General features: G+C 74.7%; 23 protein-coding genes and 1 pseudogene. 12 read left to right on the plus strand and 12 right to left on the minus strand.

Annotated elements, in window-relative coordinates:
• Window positions 1-654 precede the first annotated feature (654 nt).
• From AFB00_RS13215 to AFB00_RS13225, 3 genes are all read left to right on the plus strand, one after another.
• The gene (locus AFB00_RS13215; RefSeq protein ID WP_231974367.1) at window positions 655-1,173 is read left to right on the plus strand and encodes a nitroreductase family protein; all 519 of its coding nucleotides are present in this window, start codon (window positions 655-657) and stop codon (window positions 1,171-1,173) included.
• 88 nt (window positions 1,174-1,261) lie between these two features.
• The gene (locus AFB00_RS13220) at window positions 1,262-2,005 is read left to right on the plus strand and encodes a MerR family transcriptional regulator (RefSeq protein ID WP_068797479.1); all 744 of its coding nucleotides are present in this window, start codon (window positions 1,262-1,264) and stop codon (window positions 2,003-2,005) included.
• Complete coding sequence (locus AFB00_RS13225) at window positions 2,002-2,661, plus strand: GOLPH3/VPS74 family protein (protein ID WP_068797480.1); 660 nt, start codon at window positions 2,002-2,004, stop codon at window positions 2,659-2,661. The genes AFB00_RS13220 and AFB00_RS13225 overlap by 4 nt, the downstream gene beginning before the upstream one ends.
• 21 nt (window positions 2,662-2,682) lie before the next feature.
• Here AFB00_RS13225 and AFB00_RS13230 read toward each other — a convergent pair whose 3' ends face one another.
• Window positions 2,683-3,123 (minus strand): CBS domain-containing protein, encoded by a 441-nt coding sequence (locus AFB00_RS13230; protein ID WP_068797481.1) that lies wholly within the window; start codon window positions 3,121-3,123, stop codon window positions 2,683-2,685.
• Between the two features lie 234 nt (window positions 3,124-3,357).
• Between AFB00_RS13230 and AFB00_RS13235 the strand changes: the two genes are divergently transcribed.
• Both AFB00_RS13235 and hppD read left to right on the plus strand, forming a co-directional pair.
• Window positions 3,358-4,410, plus strand: coding sequence for a Glu/Leu/Phe/Val dehydrogenase dimerization domain-containing protein (locus AFB00_RS13235; RefSeq protein ID WP_068797482.1), 1,053 nt, complete (start codon window positions 3,358-3,360; stop codon window positions 4,408-4,410).
• On the plus strand, window positions 4,407-5,594 hold the full coding sequence (hppD, locus tag AFB00_RS13240) for a 4-hydroxyphenylpyruvate dioxygenase (RefSeq protein ID WP_068797483.1): 1,188 nt from the start codon (window positions 4,407-4,409) through the stop codon (window positions 5,592-5,594). The genes AFB00_RS13235 and hppD overlap by 4 nt, the downstream gene beginning before the upstream one ends.
• 15 nt (window positions 5,595-5,609) lie before the next feature.
• Here the strand turns inward: hppD and AFB00_RS13245 are convergent, their stop codons facing one another.
• Window positions 5,610-7,010 carry an amidase gene (locus AFB00_RS13245; protein WP_068800277.1) on the minus strand — a complete coding sequence of 467 codons (1,401 nt, stop codon included), beginning with the start codon at window positions 7,008-7,010 and terminating at the stop codon, window positions 5,610-5,612.
• A 20-nt stretch (window positions 7,011-7,030) separates the two neighbouring features.
• Window positions 7,031-7,651 (minus strand): DedA family protein, encoded by a 621-nt coding sequence (locus tag AFB00_RS13250; protein WP_068797484.1) that lies wholly within the window; start codon window positions 7,649-7,651, stop codon window positions 7,031-7,033.
• A gap of 193 nt (window positions 7,652-7,844) precedes the next feature.
• On the opposite strand from AFB00_RS13250, the gene AFB00_RS33205 reads away from it, so the two are divergent.
• Window positions 7,845-7,997, plus strand: coding sequence for a hypothetical protein (locus tag AFB00_RS33205; protein WP_156819518.1), 153 nt, complete (start codon window positions 7,845-7,847; stop codon window positions 7,995-7,997).
• Between the two features lie 19 nt (window positions 7,998-8,016).
• Here AFB00_RS33205 and AFB00_RS13255 read toward each other — a convergent pair whose 3' ends face one another.
• Window positions 8,017-9,411 carry a helix-turn-helix domain-containing protein gene (locus tag AFB00_RS13255; protein ID WP_068797485.1) on the minus strand — a complete coding sequence of 465 codons (1,395 nt, stop codon included), beginning with the start codon at window positions 9,409-9,411 and terminating at the stop codon, window positions 8,017-8,019.
• A gap of 174 nt (window positions 9,412-9,585) precedes the next feature.
• Between AFB00_RS13255 and AFB00_RS13260 the strand changes: the two genes are divergently transcribed.
• The 3 genes from AFB00_RS13260 to AFB00_RS13270 are packed head-to-tail and all read left to right on the plus strand — an operon-like array spanning window position 9,586 to window position 12,349.
• Window positions 9,586-10,599 carry an amidohydrolase family protein gene (locus tag AFB00_RS13260; protein WP_068797486.1) on the plus strand — a complete coding sequence of 338 codons (1,014 nt, stop codon included), beginning with the start codon at window positions 9,586-9,588 and terminating at the stop codon, window positions 10,597-10,599.
• Entirely contained in the window at window positions 10,599-11,327 is a 729-nt protein-coding gene (locus AFB00_RS13265) for an iron-sulfur cluster assembly protein (RefSeq protein WP_068797487.1), read from the plus strand. Before AFB00_RS13260 ends, AFB00_RS13265 begins: the two co-directional genes overlap by 1 nt.
• Window positions 11,324-12,349: an NAD(P)-dependent alcohol dehydrogenase gene (locus AFB00_RS13270; RefSeq protein ID WP_068797488.1), complete on the plus strand. Its 1,026-nt coding sequence runs from the start codon at window positions 11,324-11,326 to the stop codon at window positions 12,347-12,349. The genes AFB00_RS13265 and AFB00_RS13270 overlap by 4 nt, the downstream gene beginning before the upstream one ends.
• Before the next feature lie 73 nt (window positions 12,350-12,422).
• Here AFB00_RS13270 and AFB00_RS13275 read toward each other — a convergent pair whose 3' ends face one another.
• Window positions 12,423-12,923, minus strand: coding sequence for a MarR family winged helix-turn-helix transcriptional regulator (locus tag AFB00_RS13275; protein WP_068797489.1), 501 nt, complete (start codon window positions 12,921-12,923; stop codon window positions 12,423-12,425).
• 83 nt (window positions 12,924-13,006) lie between these two features.
• Here AFB00_RS13275 and AFB00_RS13280 point away from each other — a divergent pair, with 83 nt between their 5' ends.
• Together AFB00_RS13280 and AFB00_RS13285 are read left to right on the plus strand one after the other, a co-directional pair.
• Window positions 13,007-14,095 (plus strand): LLM class flavin-dependent oxidoreductase, encoded by a 1,089-nt coding sequence (locus tag AFB00_RS13280; RefSeq protein WP_068797490.1) that lies wholly within the window; start codon window positions 13,007-13,009, stop codon window positions 14,093-14,095.
• Window positions 14,096-14,253: 158 nt separating this feature from the next.
• Window positions 14,254-14,760 (plus strand): VOC family protein, encoded by a 507-nt coding sequence (locus AFB00_RS13285; protein ID WP_068797491.1) that lies wholly within the window; start codon window positions 14,254-14,256, stop codon window positions 14,758-14,760.
• Here the strand turns inward: AFB00_RS13285 and AFB00_RS13290 are convergent.
• The 6 genes and pseudogenes from AFB00_RS13290 to AFB00_RS13310 all read right to left on the minus strand — a co-directional run bounded on the left by AFB00_RS13290 (window position 14,757) and on the right by AFB00_RS13310 (window position 20,174).
• The gene (locus AFB00_RS13290; protein WP_068797492.1) at window positions 14,757-15,341 is read right to left on the minus strand and encodes a hypothetical protein; all 585 of its coding nucleotides are present in this window, start codon (window positions 15,339-15,341) and stop codon (window positions 14,757-14,759) included. The two genes, AFB00_RS13285 and AFB00_RS13290, sit on opposite strands and share 4 nt — an antisense overlap.
• 127 nt (window positions 15,342-15,468) lie before the next feature.
• The gene (locus AFB00_RS13295; protein ID WP_068797493.1) at window positions 15,469-16,617 is read right to left on the minus strand and encodes a hypothetical protein; all 1,149 of its coding nucleotides are present in this window, start codon (window positions 16,615-16,617) and stop codon (window positions 15,469-15,471) included.
• Between the two features lie 132 nt (window positions 16,618-16,749).
• Complete coding sequence (locus AFB00_RS34835; protein WP_231974529.1) at window positions 16,750-16,992, minus strand: hypothetical protein; 243 nt, start codon at window positions 16,990-16,992, stop codon at window positions 16,750-16,752.
• A 79-nt stretch (window positions 16,993-17,071) separates the two neighbouring features.
• Window positions 17,072-17,479, minus strand: a pseudogene (locus AFB00_RS34840) (NAD-dependent epimerase/dehydratase family protein); the annotation flags it as partial.
• A gap of 5 nt (window positions 17,480-17,484) precedes the next feature.
• Window positions 17,485-19,299, minus strand: a complete 1,815-nt coding sequence (locus AFB00_RS13305) for a choline/carnitine O-acyltransferase (RefSeq protein ID WP_068797494.1) — start codon at window positions 19,297-19,299, stop codon at window positions 17,485-17,487.
• 5 nt (window positions 19,300-19,304) lie between these two features.
• Window positions 19,305-20,174 (minus strand): HalD/BesD family halogenase, encoded by an 870-nt coding sequence (locus tag AFB00_RS13310; protein WP_068797495.1) that lies wholly within the window; start codon window positions 20,172-20,174, stop codon window positions 19,305-19,307.
• Window positions 20,175-20,281: 107 nt separating this feature from the next.
• Here AFB00_RS13310 and AFB00_RS13315 point away from each other — a divergent pair, with 107 nt between their 5' ends.
• Window positions 20,282-21,043 (plus strand): SDR family oxidoreductase, encoded by a 762-nt coding sequence (locus AFB00_RS13315; RefSeq protein WP_068797496.1) that lies wholly within the window; start codon window positions 20,282-20,284, stop codon window positions 21,041-21,043.
• Between the two features lie 49 nt (window positions 21,044-21,092).
• Here the strand turns inward: AFB00_RS13315 and AFB00_RS13320 are convergent, their stop codons facing one another.
• A complete protein-coding gene (locus AFB00_RS13320) occupies window positions 21,093-21,284 on the minus strand; it encodes a hypothetical protein (protein ID WP_068797497.1) in 192 nt (63 codons plus the stop codon).
• Window positions 21,285-21,508: the final 224 nt, after the last annotated feature.

Genomic DNA, 21,508 nt, shown 5'->3' on the forward strand with positions numbered 1-21,508 from the left:
GTCCGCCGGGACGGCGCGGTGCGTTCCGCGGAACGCGGAACGCAGGCCGCGGTGGAACGCGGTCGCCGGGGACGGCGCGGCGGAACGTGCGGTTCGTGAGCGTTCCGCGGAACGCTCACGGGGTCGTCCACCGGGACACCGGTCGGTCCTGGGCGCGTCGGCCCGGCCGTCGAACCGCGCCGGGCCGTGTCGCCGGGCCGTGTCCTACCGCGGTGGCGCGGGTCGTGCGGATCCGCGTCGGGGCCGTCCACCCACGGGCAGCCGTCGCGTTCCGCGGAACGCGACGTCGATGTGGCGACGGTGGCCTGGCGCGGGCCGGGCCGGGCCGGGAAGGGGCCGGACCGCGCTGCGGGGCGCCGGCGGGTGCCGGGTGCGCATCCGGCCCCGACGTGGCTGCGTCCGGCTCCGGCCCGTCAGTGGCATCGGGGTCGGGGTGTGGCGGCTGTGGCGTGGCGTGGCGTGGCGTGGGCATTGAGTGGCTGTGATGTGCCGGTGGCGATGTGCCGGTGGCGTGGCGGCGTGGCTGTGATGATGCGACGGCGCGGCTGTCGTCCGGCGATCGAGTGTGCTGGGCTGCGGCTGAGGCGCGGCGGCGTGGCCGTGGTGTGGCGGTGGTGTGGCGGTGGTGTGGCTGCGGCGCGGTAGCGTCCGGCCGTGCCCGGCATCGATCCCGCGGACCTGTGTCGTCTGGTGGCGGCGCCGGCGGTGCGTACGTTCACCGACCGGCCGGTGCCCGAGGAGACAGTGCGCGGGCTCGTCGACGTCGCGCGCCGGACCGGGTCGGCCCGCAACCGCCAGCCGTGGCGGTTCCGGATCGTCGCCGACGGGCCGACGCGGTCCGGGCTGGCGCGGCTCGGGGCGTTCGCCGCGCACCTGGCGGCGGCCCCCTGCGTGCTCGTCCTCCTCGCGCCCGACGACAGCGGCCGCGACACCGACTTCGACCTCGGACGGGTGGCGCAGAGCGTCGTCCTCGCCGCGGCGGCGGCCGGGCTCGGGTGCTGCCCGGCCACCGTCTACCCGGAACGGAACGTCGAGCGGGCCGGGCGGCTGCTGGGGATCGGGCCGGGGTGGCACGTCCGCTGGTGTTTCGCGCTCGGTTTCCCGGGGCGCCGGGGCACCGGCCGGTCCGCGGTACCGACCGGCCGGCTCGGGGTCGACGAGCTGCTGATCTGAGACCGGTCCGACACGTCCGGGTCCCGTCTTGACCATGCCGTAGCGGCACGGTGTCGACTGTCCGTACCGAGACAGGGGGAGGACAGTCGTGGCCTGGAGCACCAGGGAGGTCGCCGAGCTCGCCGGGACGAGCCTGCGGGCGGTGCGGCACTATCACGAGGTGGGGCTGCTCCCCGAGCCGGAGCGGCGCACGAACGGCTACAAGCAGTACGGGGTGTCGCACCTGGTCCGGCTGCTGCGCATCAAGCGGCTCACCGACCTGGGATTCTCGCTGGCCCAGATCGAGGCCATGGGTGACGAGGACCAGCATCCCGAGGAGGCGCTGCGGACCCTCGACGCCGAGCTGGCCGAGACCATCGACCGGCTCCAGCGGGCCCGGGTGGAACTCGGGCTCATCCTGCGCCAGTCGGTGTCGACCGACCTGCCCGCGGAGCTGGGATCGCTCGACCCGCAGGGGATGTCGGAGGCCGACCGGTCGATGGCGGTCGTGATGACCCGGGTGCTCGGGGAGCAGAGCCTGCAGGTCTACCTCGACATGCTTCAGGACTCCCCGCGCAACCCCGTCGACGACCGGTTCGACCGGCTGACCGAGGACGCGCCGGACGACGAGCGTCAGTCCGTCGCCGAGGAGATGGCGCCGCAGCTGCAGGCGGTCCTGAAGGCGCACCCGGGGCTGCGTGACCTGCACTCCGACGCACCGCGCGGGGAGCGCTTCGCGACGACGACGGCGCTGCGGGCGATGAAGGACGTCTACAACTCCGCCCAGCTCGATGCGCTCGTCCGGGCCGCGAAGATCATCGGACCGGAGACGACCGAGGAGGACCCGACGTGACCCTGCCGCTGCCGCACCGCCTGTTCCTGCTCAGCCACGACGCCGGCAAGGCGAAGCTCGACACCAACAGCGCGCTGGTGCGCGGCCCGCTGCTGCGTGCCGCCGCCGTCGCCGAGCTGCGGATCGCCGGCCTGGTCGAGGACCGGGACGGGAAGGCCGTCCGGACGGCGGCCGCCGCGACGTCGTCGGCCGGGTCGCTCGACCCGTTCCTGGCCGACGTCCTCGACGCCGTCCCCGCCGACCGTCCGCGTCGCTGGTTCGGTGTCGTGGACCGGAACTGGCACCGGGCCGAGGGCGGGCTGCGCGAGCAGCTGGCCGCCGACGGGGTGATCACGGCCGAGCGCCGCCGGATGCTGCTGGTGTTCCCGACCCATCGGATCGGGATCGCCGACCCCGGCGCGCTGCGGTCACTGCGCGACCGGGTCCGGGCGCCGGTGCTGGAGGACCGCGATCCGGCGACCGCCGACCTGGGGGACGCGGCGCTCGCCGTCATCGCGATCGAGGGTCACGTGAGCACGGTGTTCTGGCGCCGGGAGCTGCGGGCCCACAAGCAGGCCGCCCGCGCGCTGACCGAGCGGGTCGACGCCGAGCTGCCCGGCCTGCGCAAGGCGCTGTCCTACTCGATCGCCGCCCGCCGGACGCCGGCCAGCACCTGATCCACCGGGGGACCGGGCCGCTCAGCCCCCGCGCGCGGCGAGCGCCGCGCGCTCGTCGATCCGGGCCTGCACACCCGCGTCGGAGCAGAACCCGCGCCCGGAGCGCTTGAGGCAGAGCAGGCCCACCAGCAGCCCGTCCGCGACCACCGCGAGCCGCCTGCGGCCGGTGACCGACATCGCGTCCCGGGCCCGCTGCAGGTCGTCGCCCGGCGCGACGACCCGGCCGGCCAGCGTCCCGGCCGGGGCCACCGGTGCACCGGGGCGGTCGTCGTCCGCCAGGTCGGCGCGCTCGACCACCGCGACCAGCTCGCCGTCGTCGACGACCAGCAGGGCGTGCACCTTGGGGTTGGCGAAGAAGCCGTGAGCCTGCGCGACGGTGGTGGCCGGGCCGCAGGTCTTTGGGAAGGTGTGCATCGCCGTGCTCACGCAGGCGTTGCCGACGGCGCCGGTGAGCGTGTCCATCGGCGGCCTCCTTCCGTACGTGCAGGTCCCAGGTGTACCCGCCGTGCGGGATCGACGCACCATCGGTCTGCTCACGTTCGCCGGGACCGTCCTGCTGTCCCCGGAGCACAGCCGGTGCCCGGACGTGCCGGGTCGATCTGGCGGATCCGGCCAGCTGCAGATGGACCACTTGCGCAGCTCCGGGCGGCCGGAGTGTCCTCGTTGCACACCGGCGGGCGGCAACGGAGGCGCGGCATGGCACTACCCGAGTGGGACGGCGAACTGACCTCGGTCCGGCACGACCCGGACACCGGGGCGTGGTTCGTGATCGGCGTGCACTCCACCCGGCTCGGCCCGGCCTCCGGCGGGACCCGCGCCATGGTCTACCCGGACCCGGCGGACGCCGTCGCCGACGCCCGCCGCCTCGCCGGGGCGATGACGCTGAAGATGGCGGTCGCCGGGCTGCCGATGGGCGGCGGGAAGTCGGTGATCGCGCTGCCCGCGCCCCGGGCGGCCCTGGACGACGCCACCTGGCAGCGGATCCTCGCCCTGCACGCCGCGAACCTGAACCTGCTCGGCGGGAACTACACCACCGGGCCGGACGTCGGGACGAACTCCGCCGACATGGACACGCTGCGCACCCTGACCCCGCACGCGTTCGGCCGGTCCACGGCGGCCGGCGGCCCCGGGACCAGCGCCCCGGCGACCGCGCTCGGCGTCTTCGCCGCGATCCGCGCGGGTGCCGCCGAGGCGGGCCTGGACGGCGTCGACGGCCTGCGGGTGCTGGTCCAGGGGCTGGGCGCCGTCGGCTCCGGCGTCGCCCGGCACGCCGCGGAGGCCGGCGCGAAGCTGATCGTGACCGACGTCGACCCGGCCCGCTGCGCCACCGCGGCCGAGACGTTCGGAGCCGAGGTCGTCGGTCCGGCGGACGTCCTGACCCGGGAGTGCGACGTCCTCGTCCCGTGTGCCACCGGGGGCCTGCTCGACGGCGCGACGGCGCGGGAGGTGCCCTGCGCGGTGATCGCCGGCGCGGCGAACAACCTGCTCGCCGACCCGGTCGCCGCGGACGTGCTGCGCCGCCGCGGCATCACCTACGCCCCGGACTTCGTCGCGAACGCCGGCGGCGCGATCCACCTGGTCGGGCGGGAGGTGCTCGGCTGGGACGCCGGCCGGGTCACCGAGCGCACCCTGGCGATCGGCGACACCCTCGCCGCGGTCTTCGCCGACGCCCGCGAGCACGCGACGACGACGGTCGAGGCGGCCGAACGGGTCGCCGTCCGCACACTCACCGGAGGAGCACCGCGATGAACGTCCTCACCGACTCCGAGAAGCTCGCCGCCGAGCAGCTGCAGCGCCTGGTCGGCCTGGTGGAGCACGACGACTCGCGCGACCCGTTCCCGGTCACCGGGTGGGACGCCGTCGTCTGGGCGGTCGGCAACGCCGCCCAGGCCGCGCTGGTCTACCAGGCCGTCTACGGGATGGAGCTGGTCGCCTACTCCGGTCCGGAGACCGGCAACCGGGACCACCACGCCTACGTGCTGCGCTCCGGCGCGATCCGGTTCGAGCTGCGCGGCGCGGTCGACCCGGCGAGCCCGATCGCCGACCACCACCGCCGGCACGGTGACGGGATCGTCGACATCGCGCTCGAGGTCCCCGACGTCGACCGGTGCATCGCGCACGCGCGCGCCGAGGGGGCCACGGTGCTCCTCGAGCCGCACGACCGCACCGACGAGCACGGCACCGTCCGGACCGCGGCGATCGCCACCTACGGCGAGACCCGGCACACCCTGGTCGACCGGTCGGGCTACCGCGGCCCGTACCTGCCCGGCTACGTCGCCCGCAGTTCCACCGTGGTGCGCCCGGACGGGGCCCCGGCGCGGCTGTTCCAGGCCCTCGACCACGTCGTCGGGAACGTCGAGCTGGGCCGGATGGACGACTGGGTCGACTTCTACCGGCGGATCATGGGCTTCACCAACATGGCGGAGTTCATCGGCGACGACATCGCGACCGAGTACTCGGCGCTGATGAGCAAGGTCGTGGCCAGCGGGAACCACCGGGTGAAGTTCCCGCTCAACGAGCCGTCCCCCGGCCGGCGCAAGTCGCAGATCGACGAGTACCTGGAGTTCTACGGCGGCCCCGGCGCCCAGCACCTCGCGCTGGCCACGAACGACATCCTCGGCACCGTCGACGTGCTGCGGGCCCGGGGTGTGGAGTTCCTCGACACCCCGGACGCGTACTACTCCGACCCGGAGCTGCGGGCCCGGATCGGGGAGGTCCGGGTGCCGATCTCGGAGCTGCAGTCGCGCGGGATCCTCGTCGACCGCGACGAGGACGGCTACCTGCTGCAGATCTTCACCAAGCCGGTCGGTGACCGGCCGACGGTGTTCTTCGAGCTCATCGAGCGGCACGGGTCGCTCGGGTTCGGCAAGGGCAACTTCAAGGCGTTGTTCGAGGCAATCGAGCGCGAGCAGGAGCGGCGCGGCAACGTCTGAGCGGCCCGGCCGGGGTCACTCGTCGTCGATCCGGCGCCACGGCCGGTCCGCCTCCAGCGCGTAGGCCAGCTCCAGCAGGGTCCGCTCGTCGCCCGCCGGGGCGGACAGGTGCACCCCGACCGGCAGCCCGTTGCCGGCGGCCCCGGCGGGCAGCGAGACCGCCGGGGCGCCGGAGACGTTGCACAGCGGGGTGAACGCGACGTAGTCGAGCAGCCGCGCCTGCAGGTCGGTGAACGGCACCCGCGGGCTGAGCCAGCCGATCTCCGGCGGGGTGTGCGCCAGCACCGGGGAGAGCAGGACGTCGTGCCGGGTGAACAGCTCGGCGTAGGTCCGCTCGACCCGGCGCAGCCGGTGCAGCACCATCGGGGTCCGGGCCACGACCCGCCGGTAGTGGTCGGCGAGGCCGGTGGTGAGGCCGTCCAGGCGCTCGGGGTCGAACGTCCGGCCGTGCAGCCACCGGCCGCCGGTCACCACGGAGAACGCGAGCATGCCCCAGTAGTCGAGGAAGTCGTCCACGAAGTGCTGCCCGACCCCGGTCGCGGTCCCGGACACCTCGTGGCCCTGCTTGCCCAGCAGCTCGGCGACCTCCGCGAGCCGGGTGCGGGTGTCGTCGTCCACGGTCGCCCCGGTGGGTGACTCGAGCACCAGCCCGATCCGCAGCCGGCGCCGCGCCGGGCCCTCGACCAGGCCGACCGGCGGCAGCGCCGGGTTGCGGCGGTACCGGTCGGCGGCGGCGAGGAAGACGGCGGTGTCGCGCACCGAGCGGGACAGCACGCCGTCGGCGACCAGGTCGATCGGCATCCGGCTGCCGGTGGCGTTCGGGACGAGCCGTCCGCGGGTCGGTTTCAGCCCGACCAGCCCGCAGGCCGCCGCCGGGATCCGGATGGAGCCGCCGCCGTCGTTGGCGTGCGCGAGCGGCAGCACCCCGGCCGCGACGAGTGCGGCCGCCCCGCCGGAGGACGCCCCCGCCGAGTACCGCGGGTCCCACGGGTTGCGCGTCGGCTCGGCCTCGGCGAACTCGGTGGAGGCGTTGAAGCCGTACTCCGGCATCCGGCTCGACCCGACGAGGTCGAGGCCGGTCGCGAGCAGCTGCCGGGCGACCTCGGAGTGCTCCTTGGCCGGAACCGGGGTGTAGGCGGTGGTGCCGTTGGTGTTCGCCCAGCCGCGGACCTCGGTGTTGTCCTTCACCAGCGTCGGGACGCCGGCCAGCGGCCCGCCGGCCGAACCCGTCACCGGCTCGGCGGTCCGGTCCAGCACGAGCCCGCGCAGCTGCGGGTCCACCCGGGCGGCGCGCTCGGCCACCGCGGCCCGCAGCTCGGCCGCGGAGACCTCGCCGCGCCGCATCCGCGCGGCCAGCCCGACCGCGTCGTCGTCGCCCAGTGCGTCGTCGGTGAACGCGTGCACCCGTCGGCTCATGTCCACGGATCCTCCCGGCGTCAGCGGGTGTGCACGCGGCGCCGCGCCGACGTCGCCCGAGTGATCACCGTCCGCCCGCCGACGAGCACGATCCCCACCACGATGCCGCCGACGAGCAGCATCCAGGGATGGGCCTGCAGGTCGTCGGCGAGCCGGTCGCCCGCGGCGTACCCGATGCCGACGAGCACCGCGGTCCGGACCGCCGAGGTCGGCACGATCCAGGCGAGGAACCGCCGGTACCCGACGTCGGCCAGCCCGGCCGAGAGGTACGCGGGGATCGCCCCGATGTCGACGAGCTTGGCTCCGATCACGATCCGCGGCAGGTGGGTGTGCACCTCGCGGACCAGCACCGTGCGCCGGGCGTCGGTCAGCCCGAGCCGGGTCAGCAACCGGGCGACGGCCGGACGGTCACCGTTGCGGCCGACCGCGTAGAGCAGGCTGTCACCCAGCACGTCCGCGACCAGCGCCGCGAACCACACCCCCCACCAGGGCAACTGCCCGGCCCCGGCGAGCGCCGCGGCGGCGACGGTGACGATCGGTCCCTCGAGGAACGCACCGATCCCGATCACGAGGAGTGACCGGATCGGGGCCGTCGGGACAGCGGCCAGCAGTGCGGCCACGGCGTCCGACAGCCCGTTCACGGGGTACCTCCGATCAGGTGCGCTGCGTCCATGGTGCCCTGTCCGGCCGGATGTCCGCGCGCCGGGATCGGGTTGCCGGCGCAGCACAGCCGTCACACCGTGTTACGCGCGGCCGCCGTCGGGGTTCCCGGCGCGCCGTGCCGATCTCGTCACCCCCGGATCCGGCCCCGCCGCCGACGGCCCGGATCCGGGCATGCTGGGGGGCGTGGTCTGGGTCCAGCTGCTGCTCGCCGCGCTCGTCCTCGCCGGCGGGGTGGCCCTGCTGACGGTCGGGGCACTGGTGTCGGGCGGCGTCGTCGCGCTCGCCGGTGTGGTCTGGGTGGTGTTCTGCGTGCGCCGGCTGTAGCCCCGCCCGCGGAGACCGCTCAGCCGGGCAGGGTGATCCCGTACCGCTGCACCCGCCGGTACGCCGTCGCCCGGCTGATCCCGAGCGATCCCGCGGCCTGGGTGACGCTCATGCCGTGCTCGCTCAGGCAGCGGACCAGCTCGTCGCGTTCCAGGGCCTCGATCCGGGTGAGCGACCCGGACCGGGTGGCCAGCAGCTCCGGCGGCAGGTTCCGGACGTCGACGAGGCTGCTGCGCGCCGCGGCGTCGCGGACCGTGCGCCGCAGCTGCTCGACGTTGCCCGGCCAGGGGTAGGTGCGCAGGGCCCGGGCGGCCGCGTCGGTGAACGTCACGCCGTCGCGGACGAGATGGTGGGCGAGCGGCACGACGTCCTGGGCGCGGTGCCGCAACGGCGGGACCTCGACGACGACGTCGAGCATCCGGGCCAGCGGTTCGGGTACGCCGTCGACGGTGCCCGCGGTGAGGCTCAGCGCCGCGTGCGGCAGCGACCGGACGAGCGCCGCGAGCCGGGTGGCGACCGGTGCCGGCAGCTCGTGCACCCGGCCCGCGATCACCGCGGTGTCCGGTTTCCCCAGCTCGGGGGACCACAGCGACAGCCACGAGACGGCGTCCGCAGCGGCCGGCGGGCGGGCGTGCAGCACCCGGCTGCGCGGCCGCACCGAGCGCAGCGCGGTCGCCAGCAGCGCGGCCTTCCCGGTGCCGGGCTCGCCGACGACGCCGACCCGGGCTCCGTCGCGCAGGGCGGCCGTGGCCTCGGCCAGCGCGCACCGCCAGCTCTCCGACAGGCCGTCGGCCAGCCCCGCCGACGCCTGCGGGGCGATCCGGAACACCTCGCCGCGCGGGGCGGGCCGCGCGCTGGCGCCGCGGCCGTGGGCCAGCATCAGCGCCTGCGTCTGCCCGGCCGCGGAACGGGCCAGTGCCAGCAGCAGCCGGTCCGAGCGCCGGGACCAGGTGGTGAGGTTGATGCTGCCGAGCAGGTCGCCGTCGACCGGGTCGAGGACGGGGGCCGCGGCGCAGGTGTAGCCCCACAGCCCGGTGCAGTAGTGCTCGTCCCCGCGCACCAGCGACGGCACCCGGTCGGCCAGCGCGAGCCCGAGCCCGGTGGTCCCGGCCTCCCGCTCGCCGAACGCGAAGCCGGGGGCCAAGTAGGTCCGGTCGAGTGCGTGGACGAGCGCCTGCTCGTCGCACCGCCGGGAGACGACGATGCCGTCGGCGTCGGTCAGCATCAGGCTGATCGGCTCTCCGGGCAGCCCCTCGTGCAGCCCGGCGAGGACCTCGCTGCCGCACCGGGCGAACAGCGAGTCGTCGTCGGTCCCGCCGGTGAAGGCGGGACGCACGGCCTCGGTCGGGGCGCCGTAGGTCTCGCTGCGCGCCCAGGACGCCGAGATGCGTGCGGGGGCCGGTGCCTGCGCCATCGCGTACCTCCTCGTACGACCTGCTGCCGGTCACGGTGTCACGATCCGCTCCCCGGCGGGGCACCGTCTCGTCTCAGGTTGAGACGGTGATCACGCCGGACGGGCGGTCGTCGTTCCTACCGTCGGCGTCGTCGCGGGGTGCCCACCACCTCGCCGCGACCCGGGAGGACGACGATGTACTCGAAGAACGGTGAGTCCTACTTCATCGTGGACGCCCACGTGGCCCTGTGGGACGCGCGGCCGGAGAACCAGCGCAACGTCCACGGCAGGCAGTTCATCGACTGCTTCTACGACTACCACCGCAACCTCGGACCGGAGTCCGAGACCTGGACCTACGAGGAGTTCCTCTACCAGGGCGGCGAGCGGCTGATGCGCGACCTGTTCGACGAGGGCCACGTCGACCACGCGATCTTCCAGCCCGCCCACCTCGGCGAGTTCTACGCCAACGGGTTCGGCCAGACCGAGGAGGCCTTCGCACTCGCGCAGGCGCACCCGGACAAGCTCACCTACAACCACCACTGGGACCCGCGGGGCGGCGAGCAGGGCCTGCGGCAGCTGCGCGAGGACGCGAAGCGCTTCGGCCTCAAGGGCGCGAAGCTCTACACCGCGGAGTGGCGCGGCGAGTCCCGCGGCTGGAAGCTCGACGACTACTGGTCCTACAGGTACCTCGAGGCCGCCCAGGAGCTGGGCGTCCGCAACATCCACATCCACAAGGGCCCGACGATCCGCCCGCTGGACCGCGACGCGTTCGACGTCGCCGACGTGGACAAGGTCGCCACCGACTTCACCGAGATGAACTTCGTGATCGAGCACTGCGGCCTGCCGCGGCTCGAGGACTTCTGCTGGATCGCCACCCAGGAGCCGAACGTGCACGCCGGCCTGGCCGTCGCGCTCCCGTTCATCCACACCCGGCCCAAGTACTTCGGGCAGATCATCGGCGAGCTGCTGTACTGGCTGGACGAGAACCGCATCCAGTTCTCCAGCGACTACGCGATCTGGACGCCGCGCTGGCTGATCGAGCGCTTCGTCGACTTCCAGATCCCCGAGGAGCTCGGTGAGTACGCGCCGCTGACCACCGGGCAGAAGAAGAAGATCCTCGGGCTGAACGCGGCCGCGATGTACGACATCGAGGTCCCGGCCGAGCTGCAGCTCCCGATCGACGAGCCGCAGGCCGTGGCGGTGGCCTGATGAGCGCACCCGCCCCCACCCGGCCCGGGACCCGCCGCGACGCGGCCTGGGACGCGCTCGGCGCCGTCGTCGACCCGGAGCTGGACGAGCCGATCACCGACCTGGAGTTCGTCCGGTCGCTGGAGGTCGACGGCGACCGGGTCGTGGTGCACCTGCGGCTGCCGACCGCGTTCTGTGCGCCGAACTTCGCCTACCTGATGTGCTCGGACGCCAAGGACGTGCTCACGGATCTGGACTGGACCGGTGCGGTGACCGTCGAGCTCGACGACCACCACGACTCCGACCTGATCAACGCCGGGCTCGCCGCCGACGCCGGGTACCGCGGCACGTTCCGGCACGAGGCGGACTCCGACCTCGACGAGCTGCGGGCCACGTTCCGGCGCAAGGCGCACGCCGCCGCGATGGAACGGTCGCTGACCGGGCTGCTGCGCGCGGACCCGGACCGTACGCCCGAGTCGCTGTCCGGCGTGCGGATCGGCGACCTGCCGGACGGCCCCGTCACCGAGGCGTTGCTGCGGCGGCGGGCCGTCCTCGGGCTGGGGACGGACCCGGCGCTGCCGGTGCTCGTCGGGCACGACGGCGCCGTGTACCCCGCCGAGCAGGTACCGCTGAGGCTGCGGATGGCCCGCTCGCAGCGCATCTCGATCGAGGGCAACGCGCACTTCTGCCGGGGCCTGCTGCGCACTCGCTACCCGGAGTCCACCGCACCGAAGGAGAACGAGACGTGAAGGCGGTCCAGGTCGTCGGGTACCACCGGCCGCTGGAGATGACGGAGGTCCCGGCACCGGAGGTCGCCGGGCCGCACGACGTGATCGTCAGGATCGGCGGCGCCGGGGTCTGCCGCACCGACCTGCACGTCCTCGAGGGGCAGTGGGCGGAGAAGTCGCAGGTCACGCTGCCGTACACGATCGGCCACGAGAACGCGGGCTGGGTGTCGGCGGTCGGCCCGGCGGTGACGAACGTGGCCGAGGGCGACCCGGTGATCGTGCACCCGCTCGCCACCTGCGGGCTGTGCCGGGCCTGCCGCTCCGGCGACGACGTGCACTGCACGGCCTCGGACTTCCCGGGCATCGACACCCACGGCGGGTACGCCGAGTACCTGCGGACCTCGGCCCGCTCGGTGGTGAAGCTGGACCCGTCGCTGCAGCCGGCCGACGTCGCCGCGCTGGCCGACGCCGGGCTCACGGCCTACCACGCGGCGGCCAAGGCGTCGCGGCGGCTCGGCCCGCGCGACACCTGCGTCGTGATCGGGGCGGGCGGGCTCGGGCACATCGGGATCCAGGTGCTCACCGCGCTCACCCCGGCCCGGCTGGTCGTGCTCGACCGCAACCCGGACGCGGTGAAGCTCGCCCTCTCGCTCGGGGCGGACGACGGGATCGTCGCCGACGGCTCGCACGTCGACGAGGTACTGGCGCTGACCGGCGGCGCCGGAGCCGAGTCGGTGATCGACTTCGTGGGTGAGGGCGGCTCGACCGCCGAGGGACTGCGGATGACCAGGCGGGCCGGGGACTACCACGTCGTCGGGTACGGCGAGAACGTCGACGTCCCGACGATCGACCTGGTCTCGGCCGAGGTGAACGTGATCGGGAACCTGGTCGGGTCCTACAACGACCTGCAGGACCTGATGGCGCTGGCCGCCCGTGGCCGCGTCGCGCTGCACACCACGCGCTACGCCCTCGACGACTTCCAGTCGGCGATCGACGACCTCGACGCGGGACGGGTGCGGGGCCGGGCGATCCTCGTGCCGTGAGCCCGAACCGGGTGATCGTCTTCGTGGCTGCGTCCGGTGCCGTTCGTGGCACCGGACGCAGCCCGGGATCCGATCACCGGGCGCCGCCGGGGCCACCACGGTCAACAGGGTCGCCGGGGTCGACAGGGTCGTCGAGACGGTCCAGCACGGCGGCCGAGATCCGGGCGAGCGCCTCGACGTCGCCGGCAGGCAGCGCGTCGAACACCAGCTCGCGCACCGTCTCGACGTGCCCGGGGGCCGCCCGCTCGATCGCGGCCCGGCCCTCGGCCGTGAGCACCACGACGTGGCCGCGGCCGTCGTCGCCGCACTCCTCGCGGGTGAGGAGGCCCCGCGTGCGCATCCGGGCGAGATGGTGGGACAGCCTGCTCTTCTCCCAGTCCAGCGCCGCCGCCAGCTCCAGGACACGGACCCGGCCGTCCGGACGGTCGGTGAGCGCGACGAGCACGTCGAAGTCCGAGATGGACAGGCCCGACTCGGCCTGCAGCCGCCGGTGCAGCTCGGCGTGCAGCCGGGACCGCATGCGCAGGAAGCTGCGCCATGCGGCCTGCTCGTGGTCGTCCAGCCAGCGGGTCACGGCACCCAGCCTACCGGAATAGTTGACGCATCATCTATGTTGGCGCAGGATGTAGATGACGGATCAACCAATCGGAGGCAGCCGTGCAGTTCGGAGTCTTCTCGGTCAGTGACATCACGCCGGACCCGACGACCGGCCGCACGCCGACCGAGGCCCGCCGCATCACCGACGTCCTGACCATCGCCCGGCACGCGGAGGCGGTCGGACTCGACGTCTTCGCGCTCGGCGAGCACCACAACCCGCCGTTCTTCTCCTCGTCGCCGACGACCACGCTGGGCTACCTCGCGGGCGTCACCGACACCCTGCAGCTGTCCACCGCCACCACGCTGATCACCACGAACGACCCGGTGAAGATCGCCGAGGACTTCGCGATGCTGCAGCACCTGGCCGGTGGCCGGGTGGACCTCATGCTGGGCCGGGGCAACACCGGCCCGGTCTACCCGTGGTTCGGCCAGGACATCCGCCACGGCCTGAACCTCGCGGTGGAGAACTACGCGCTGCTGCGCAGGTTGTGGGACGAGGACGTCGTCGACTGGGAGGGGCGCTTCCGGGCCCCGCTGCAGGGCTTCACCTCGACCCCGCGCCCGCTCGACGGCGTCGCGCCGTTCGTCTGGCACGGGTCGATCCGCAGCCCGGAGATCGCGGAGCAGGCCGCCTACTACGGCGACGGCTTCTTCCACAACCACATCTTCTGGCCGGCGTCGCACACCCGGCGGATGGTCGAGCTCTACCGCAGGCGCTGGGAGCACCACGGCCACGGGCCGGGGGAGCGGGCGATCGTCGGCCTCGGCGGCCAGGTGTTCGTGCGGCACAACTCGCAGGACGCGGTGCGGGAGTTCCGGCCCTACTTCGACAACGCCCCGGCCTACGGGCACAGCCCGTCGCTGGAGGACTTCAGCCGGGCGACGCCGCTGACCGTCGGCAGCCCGCAGCAGGTCATCGAGCGGACCCTGGGCTTCCGCGAGTACGTGGGCGACTACCAGCGCCAGCTGTTCCTCGTCGACCACGCCGGGCTGCCGCTGAAGACCGTGCTGGAGCAGCTGGACCTGCTCGGCGAGGAGATCGTGCCGGTGCTGCGCAAGGAGTTCGCCGCACTGCGCCCGGCCGGGGTGCCGGACGCACCGACCCACACGGCCCGGGTCGCGGCACGCGCCGCGGTGCCAGCCGCCTGATACACCGCAGGCCCGTGCCGGGCGGTGCCGGAGAGCCGGTGCCGGAGAGCCGGTGCCGGTCAGCCCGGCGCCGTCCGTCCGGCCCGCCCGGTCACCACCCCTACCTCCGCCGCCGGCGGCCGCACCGCGGCCCACGCCCTGTCGAAAGGACCCGCCCGATGACCGACACCCCCGCGACCGACACCACCGCACTCGACGCCGCCCGCGACCGCATCCGGGACCGCCATCTCGTCCCGGCCGGGCAGCGTCCGGCGTCCACCGCCCGCGGCCTGCACCACACCGCGCTCCTGGCGAGCGACGTGGAGCGGACCGTGCGCTTCTACCAGGACGTACTCGGGTTCCCGCTCACCGAGCTGATCGAGAACCGGGACTACCCCGGCTCGTCGCACTTCTTCTTCGACATCGGCAACGGGAACCTGCTCGCGTTCTTCGACTTCCCCGGCCTCGACGTCGGTCCGTACGCCGAGGTGCTGGGCGGGCTGCACCACATCGCGATCAGCGTGGAGCAGGGGACCTGGGACACGATCGTCGCCCGGCTGGCCGCGGCCGGCGTGGAGCACGAGGTGCACTCCGGGGTGTCGGTCTACTTCCGCGATCCCGACGGCGCGCGGGTCGAGCTCATCGCCGACCCGCTGGGCGAGATGTACGGCCAGCACGTGCTCTAACGGCGCACGCTGACGTGGATGTGGTCGTAGTGCCCGCCGGTGGCGTCGTCCGGGTCGTAGACGCCGCCACCGTCGTAGGGCCGGCCCCAGTTCGCCCGGCCCTCCCCGGAGTCGCCGGTGCCGCGGTACCAGATCCGGCCCTGCCAGATCACGTAGCGCACCCGCAGCTCGGAGGCGTTCTCCCGGAGCCAGTCCGCGACGGCCCAGCCGTCGTCGAGATCCTGCCCGGCGGGGAACTCGCCGTACCCGGCGGGGAAGAAGTCGCAGGCCCGGCCGGCCGGATGGTCGCTGGTGGGGTTCCAGGCGTGCTCGGACCAGCAGGTGGCCGAGCGCACCGGGCCGTCCCCGCCGGGCTCGCCGAACCGGTCGACGACGGCGTCGTGCACGCGCAGGGCGCTCGGGGTGAGGCAGCCGGTGGTCGTCGGGTCGTCGGCGACGCACTGCTCCGGCGGGGGCGGGTCGAGCATCTCCCACACGTCGTCGGTGGTGAGGCCGCGTCCGGCCGCGAACCACACCAGGGCCCCGCCGAGCAGCGCGAGCACGAGGAACACACCCAGCACGGGGACGGCGCGGGTCTTCACGGGTGATTCGTCTCTTCCGTCGGGGTCGATCCCCAGCGTACGGCGGCGCACCGCACCCGCGCCGCCGTCCGCCCCGTGCCCCGTGTGGCCCCGCGGTCGCCGGGCCGACCGGCCGGGGACAGCCGGGTCAGCCGCCGGAGAACGGTCCGCCGCCGAACAGCGGCGCGATGCCGGGCAGCTCGCGCAGCTGCAGGTAGACGACCACGCCGTAGACCACGGCGGCCAGGAAGACCAGGCAGGACAGCGACACCAGCAGGTAGGTGACGACCCGCAGGGCGGTCAGCGCCGCCGAGTCCTTCGCGACGCGCACCGTGGAGGAGCCCCGCACCCGCGCCGGGCCGGACGACGGGCCCTCCGGCCGTGCCGGGTCCGCAGCGGCGGCGCCGGATCCGGGCGTGGAGCCGAAGCGCTCGGCCGCCGCCTCCGCGACGGTCGCCGGACGGCGGCCGGGGTCAGTGGGCACCCGCTGCGGCGGCACGGTGACGGTGGGGCCGGTCGGCTCCTCGGACCGATCGACCACGGCCGCACCGGCGACTCCGGCCGCACCGGCAGCTCCGGCACGGTGCCCGGCTGCTCCGGTGGGGCCGGCGCCCTGTCCGGTCTCCCCGGCGAACCCCTCGCCGTATCCGGTCGCGCCGACGGGCCGGTCGCCGTATCCGACTGCGCCGCCGGGCCGGTCGTCGTACCCGGCGGTTCCGACGGGCCGGTCGTCGTATCCGGAGGGTCCGGTGGGCCCGTTGCCGTACCCCTGTGCTCCGGTGACCCGGTCGCCGTGTCCGGCGGCCGCGGTTCCGGGGGCCGGGGTGCCGCCGTACGGGCCACCGGTCCCGTCCGGGGCCTGGCCGACGTAGGGCGGGCCGCCGTCGATCGCGGTGCCGCCGCGGGAGACGGGATCGCCGTACTCCCCGTACGCCCGGCGCGGTTCCGCCGGGGTGGTGGTGCCGGGGGGATCCGCGTACCCGTTCGCGTCGTGGCCGTGGGACGTCACGGGGGAGGCGTACTCGCCGGCGTCGTGATCGGGCGCCGAGCCGTCGACGACCGGCAGCGGGCCGCTGTCGCCGAACAGGTCCGGGTAGCCACCCGGATCGGTGCGCTCCGCGCGCTCCAGCGGCCGGGACGACCGCAGGTCGGGATAGCCGCCCTGCTGCCCGGTGTCCGGGGCGGGCTCCGGGGCGTCCTCGCCGAGCCCGTGCCGCGGCCGCGGCGACGGTCGCGGCACGCCGGGGTCGTCGCCGCGGGGTGCGGGTGTGGGCCGGGGCTGCTGCGGGCCGGTCATGGCGGACCTCCGGGCTCGACGTACGGCGTTCGGCGGGAGGTGGCTCCCACGTGCTGTCGCCACCCTTACCGCCGTACGTACCCACTGCGTTAGACCTGACGACCCGACGTCACCTGGTCCGGTGAGGTGAAATCACCGGGTGTACACGCCGGTGGGGCGCGCGTGGTAGCCCTTCGCGCCGACCGTCACGGCCAGCGGGCTGCGCGGCGGACCGCCGCCGCGGACCCGATCGGTCATCGCGGCGGCGTCCCACACGGGGGCCCAGCCCAGCTCCGTGACCGCCCGCGCGGCGGAGTACACCCGGTCCACGGCGGGGACGGCCCAGCCACGCGCGCGCAGCAGGTCGTGCAGCTCCGGCACGCGACGGGCCAGCACCCCGGCCGGGTCGTGGCCCAGCCCGGGCAGGTCGCTCGCACAGCTCCTCGGCCGCGATCTTGGTGGCGCCGTAGACGTTGCGTACCCGTGGCAGGACCGTCTCGTCGATCCAGGTCGCCGGGCCACCGGGGCTCGGGGTGAGTGCCCGGCCGAACGCGCTGGTCGAGGACGTGAACACCACGCCGTGCACCCCCGCGGCCGCGGACTCCTCGAGCACGGCGAGCGTCCCGGACACGTTGGTGTCCACGAAGTCCTGCCTGCCGTGCGAGCCGACGTGCGGCTTGTGCCGCGTCGCGGTGTGCAGGACGTGCGTGACGCCGGCCAGCGCCCGTCGCAGGGCGGCCCGGTCGGTCAGCGACCCGGTGACGTCGGTCCACGGCGACGCCACCAGGTCCAGCCCGGTGACCGGGACCCGCTGCTCCCGCAGGGTGCGCACCAGCGCCTCGCCGAGGTGCCCCGAGCTGCCGGTGACCAGGAAGTGCTCCACGCCCCTCAGGACAGCAGACCGCGCAACTCCGTTACCGCCGCCCGCAGCTCGCGCGCGAACGCGTGCATCCCCTCGGCCGCCTCGGCCGGGGTGGACAGGTGCACCGCGAGGCGGTCGGGCAGCAGCACGTAGGCGACCCCGATGCAGCGCGAGCCGGTGGAGCCGAACCCGAACCACCGGATGTTGACCGACGGCGCCGAGCTGGTGGACAGCCGGTCGTCGCGCATGATCGTCCAGCCGGGGGAGTCGAAGACCGCCAGCGGCTCGGTCGCCCCCAGCCCGGCCCCGCGGCGGCGCTGGACCCACTCCAGCTCCCACAGGTGCTGCTCCGGGGCGTCGCCCTGCTGGCACTGCCGGGCCCTGGCCACGTGCGCATCGGCGGCGGCCCGGAACGTGGCGACCCGGTCGTCGTCGGACGCCTGCGGGTCCTGCATCGTGTCGACGAAGGCGACCATCTCCGGCGTGATCACCCGCATCGCCTCGGTGCGGCCCCGGCGGAACTGGCGGGTGGCGATCGACTCGTACGTCGCGCCGGTGACGCCCTTCGCCCTGCGGTGCGCGACCTGGTAGCAGGCCTGCACGAACGCGTCCGGGGAGCACCCGAGCGCCTTCGCGTCGGAGGCGCCGAAGTCGTCGAACCCGACCAGCGCGGTGGCCGTCGCACCGAGGAACGCGGCGAACTCGTCGTGCGCCCGGTGGACGGTGGCGCGCAGGTCGTCGTCGAGCACCCAGGCCAGCTCGGCGTGCCCGGGGGTGCCCTGCGCCCGTGCGTTCGCCCGCCCGGCGTGCACGGTGACCGGCTCGGCGAACATGGCGTCCACCAGGGTCAGCACGGTCGTGCCGTCCAGCTCGCAGTGCTCGATGTTGACCCCGGCGGTGCCGTCGGGGAGCACGACGATCGACAGCGCCTTGTCGAACCAGCGGTTGCCGGAGTCACCGGCCAGCAGGGTGCGGGCCGCCCGGGTCTCGGCGTCGGTGACGTCCGGGCCGCCGGGCCCGGCCGGCGGCTCGTCGTCCAGGCAGATCGCGAACAACGCCCGTTCGACGACGTCGACGCCCGCGGCGTTGGCCGGGTCGAGCCCGGTCAGCCGGTCCCGGGTAGCGGCCCACCCGGCGCGGGCCATCGTGGTGAGCGAGCCGACCGACTCCGTGAGCGGGGTCCGGTCGCGGTGCGCGTCGCGGATCTCCCGCAGCGCCTGCGCGATCTCGTCGACGGTGTGCAGCGCGCCGTCGGGGCCGACGACGTCGAGCCGGTGGATCCGGCCGCGGGACAGCACGACGACGTGCCGCTCGGCGGACGGGCCCGGCCAGGCGTCGCTGTACGGGGTCCGGACGGTGTCCTGCTCCGCGCCCGGGATCCGGGTGGTCGAGAAGACGTGCCTGCTCTGGTCCATCGACTGCGCCCCGCCGCGGGTGGACAGCGGCGGGAACGTGCCGGCGTCCAGGTCGGCCTTGTGCCCGAGCGCGGCCGTCGCCAGCTCGGCGGCGCGCAGGCACTGGTCCGGTGTCCCCGGGCCGAACTGGAAGAAGAAGTTGGCGTTGAGCGCGATCCGGTCCCGGCGGCCGAGGTAGCGCGACGGCCAGAACTCGTCCAGCCAGCTGTGCGCGGAGGCGTCGAAGCGCTCCAGGTCGGCCTGCAGTATCTCGGCGGTCCCGCCGGGGACGAGCAGCTCGCGGGCCGCGTCCTCGGTGCGGGCGTACTCGTCCGGGGTCAGCAGCGGTGCGCACCACTCGAGGAAGCGGTCCACCGAGGCGGCGAGCGTGGGCAGCGGCACCTTCGGCAGGTCGTCGTCGGCGGCGAAGGTCGAGGGCTGGGTCACGCCGGTCAGTCCATCAGTCCGTCGACGCGGACGTCACGCGGGCTCCGGTGCACCTGCGCCGTCCGGCCGAACAGCTGCCGGGTCCGGACGGCGCTGCCGACGACGCCGGGCCGCGCGCTGTAGGAGAAGATCGCCGTGTGCCGGGCGGTGGCCCCGCGCACCTCGGTGACCCGGTGCAGCGAGTACCGGCCCCGGAACAGCTGCAGGTCACCGGCACACAGGTCGAGCCGCCGGATCCGGGCGCCGCCGTCGCCGGCCAGCACCGCGGCGACGTCGCCGGTGTTCTCGGCGTCGGCCGAGCGGATGTCCGGGCAGTACTCGAACGTCCCGCCCGCCTCCGGCGCCCGCGTCAGCAGGCTGATGGCGATCTCGTTGGTGTCGAAGTGCCACGGGTGCGACCGGCCGTCGGCGACGACGTTGAGGCAGAGTCCGGCGAACGGGTCGCCCAGCTCGTGCAGCTCCGGGACGCCGACGCAGGCCGCGAGGAAGGCCCGGAAGCCGGGATCCGGGTAGAGCCGGTGGACGAGCTGGTCGTGCGGGATCCGGTCGCGGGCGACGAAGGCGTTGCCCCGCTCCAGCGGCACCCGGGCCGGGTGGTCGGCCGGCAGGTCCGGGTCCGGGTCGGTGTTGTAGACGTTCACGACCTCGGTCTCGTGGTGCGCCAGCGGGGCGACGCTCTCCCCCTCCCGTCGCAGCCGGTCCAGCCAGGAGGCGCGGACGAAGCCGGGCAGCACCGCGCAGCCGCCCGCGGCGAGCCGTTCGCGGGCGGACCGGACGGCCGCGTCCCAGCCCCGTGACCCGGGTTCGTGCACCGGGTAACGGTCGAGATCGACCGGTTCGAGCGACTGCGGGACGACGGGTGCGGACGGGGGCACCGATCAGCTCCTTCACACGGGGTGGCTGCGACGCCACCCTCGGGTACGGCGTCGACCATTCTGCCCCGCTTGCCGGTGGCGGACCCGGTGCGGAAAGGTCGTCGACCATGGACGGAGTCCGATCCCGCACGACGGTGCTCGTCACCGGGGCCAGCCGCGGGGTCGGGGCCGCCACCGCGCGGCTGCTGGCGTCCCGCGGCCACGACGTGCTCGTGGGCCACCGGGCCTCGCCCGACGACGCCGAGGCCGTCGTCGCCGACTGCCGCGCGAGCGGGGTGACGGCCCGTGCCGTCGCGGCCGACGTCACCCGGACCGAGGGCGTCGAGCGGTTGTTCGACTCGGCCGCGGCGATGCCGTCCCCGTTGGCCGGTGTGGTCGTCAACGCGGGCGGTGCGCCGTCGCAGCAGCGCCTGGAGGACATGAGCGACGAGCGGATCGACGGGGTGCTCGCGCTCAACCTCCGGGCCCCGCTGCTCTGCTCCCGGGAGGCGGTGCACCGGATGTCACCGCGCTACGGCGGCCACGGCGGCGTCCTCGTGCACGTCACGTCCCGGGCCGCGGTGCTGGGATCGCCCGACGAGTGGAACGACTACGCCGCGGCGAAGGCCGGGGTCGAGTCACTGGTGGTGGGGCTCGCGAAGGAGGTGGCGGCCGACGGCATCCGGGTGGCCGCGGTGCGCCCGGGGCTGCTGGACACCGACTTCCACGCGCGGGCCGGGGAACCGGACCGGGTGGGGCGGGTCGCCCCGACGATCCCGATGGGACGGGCCGGGCGGCCGGACGAGGTGGCGACGGCGATCGCGTGGCTGCTCTCGGACGAGGCGAGCTACGTGACCGGGTCGGTGCTCGACGTCAGCGGCGGGCGCTGAGCGGGTCTCGCCCGGGGCGGGGACCCCGGGCGCGCGGGGAGCGGACGCCTCAGGCGGACCGCGGGGTGCGCATGAAGCCGATCCAGGACCGGCGGCGGACGGCGCGGCGGGGCGAGCCGGAGGCCTCCTCGCAGAGCACGCACCCGGCCCCGGGCGGTGACGCGAGCGAGGCGGGCAGCACGATGTGACCGCAGACCGCGGTGCACCGGCCCGACTCGGCGGTCAGGGAGTCCGCGAGCACCGCGTGCGGGACGACGTGGCTCCGCCCGTCGCTGGCGCAGGTGACGGTGATGCCTGGTTCCGGCGCCGCGACGGACGCGGACGACGGCGCCTGACGCGTACTTGCGGGTGGTACCGGCACGATGGCTCCTCCGGGCGCGGTTCGGCGGAGCGTCCATCGTCGCGCGAGAGTCGTGCAGATGCAAGTGCATCCGCACGAACGGCCGAACTTGCGGGGCCTCCGTC

The organism is Pseudonocardia sp. HH130630-07, assembly GCF_001698125.1.
In the GTDB taxonomy this organism is placed as follows: domain Bacteria; phylum Actinomycetota; class Actinomycetes; order Mycobacteriales; family Pseudonocardiaceae; genus Pseudonocardia.

Coding starts and splice junctions, on each gene's coding strand:
- AFB00_RS13230 (WP_068797481.1), bottom strand. CDS start 3,123: ATGGACACGCTCACCGGCGCCGTCGGCAACGCCTGCGTGAGCACGGCG.
- AFB00_RS13235 (WP_068797482.1), top strand. CDS start 3,358: ATGGCACTACCCGAGTGGGACGGCGAACTGACCTCGGTCCGGCACGAC.
- hppD (WP_068797483.1), top strand. CDS start 4,407: ATGAACGTCCTCACCGACTCCGAGAAGCTCGCCGCCGAGCAGCTGCAG.
- AFB00_RS13245 (WP_068800277.1), bottom strand. CDS start 7,010: ATGAGCCGACGGGTGCACGCGTTCACCGACGACGCACTGGGCGACGAC.
- AFB00_RS33205 (WP_156819518.1), top strand. CDS start 7,845: ATGCTGGGGGGCGTGGTCTGGGTCCAGCTGCTGCTCGCCGCGCTCGTC.
- AFB00_RS13255 (WP_068797485.1), bottom strand. CDS start 9,411: ATGGCGCAGGCACCGGCCCCCGCACGCATCTCGGCGTCCTGGGCGCGC.
- AFB00_RS13260 (WP_068797486.1), top strand. CDS start 9,586: ATGTACTCGAAGAACGGTGAGTCCTACTTCATCGTGGACGCCCACGTG.
- AFB00_RS13265 (WP_068797487.1), top strand. CDS start 10,599: ATGAGCGCACCCGCCCCCACCCGGCCCGGGACCCGCCGCGACGCGGCC.
- AFB00_RS13285 (WP_068797491.1), top strand. CDS start 14,254: ATGACCGACACCCCCGCGACCGACACCACCGCACTCGACGCCGCCCGC.
- AFB00_RS13295 (WP_068797493.1), bottom strand. CDS start 16,617: ATGACCGGCCCGCAGCAGCCCCGGCCCACACCCGCACCCCGCGGCGAC.
- AFB00_RS13315 (WP_068797496.1), top strand. CDS start 20,282: ATGGACGGAGTCCGATCCCGCACGACGGTGCTCGTCACCGGGGCCAGC.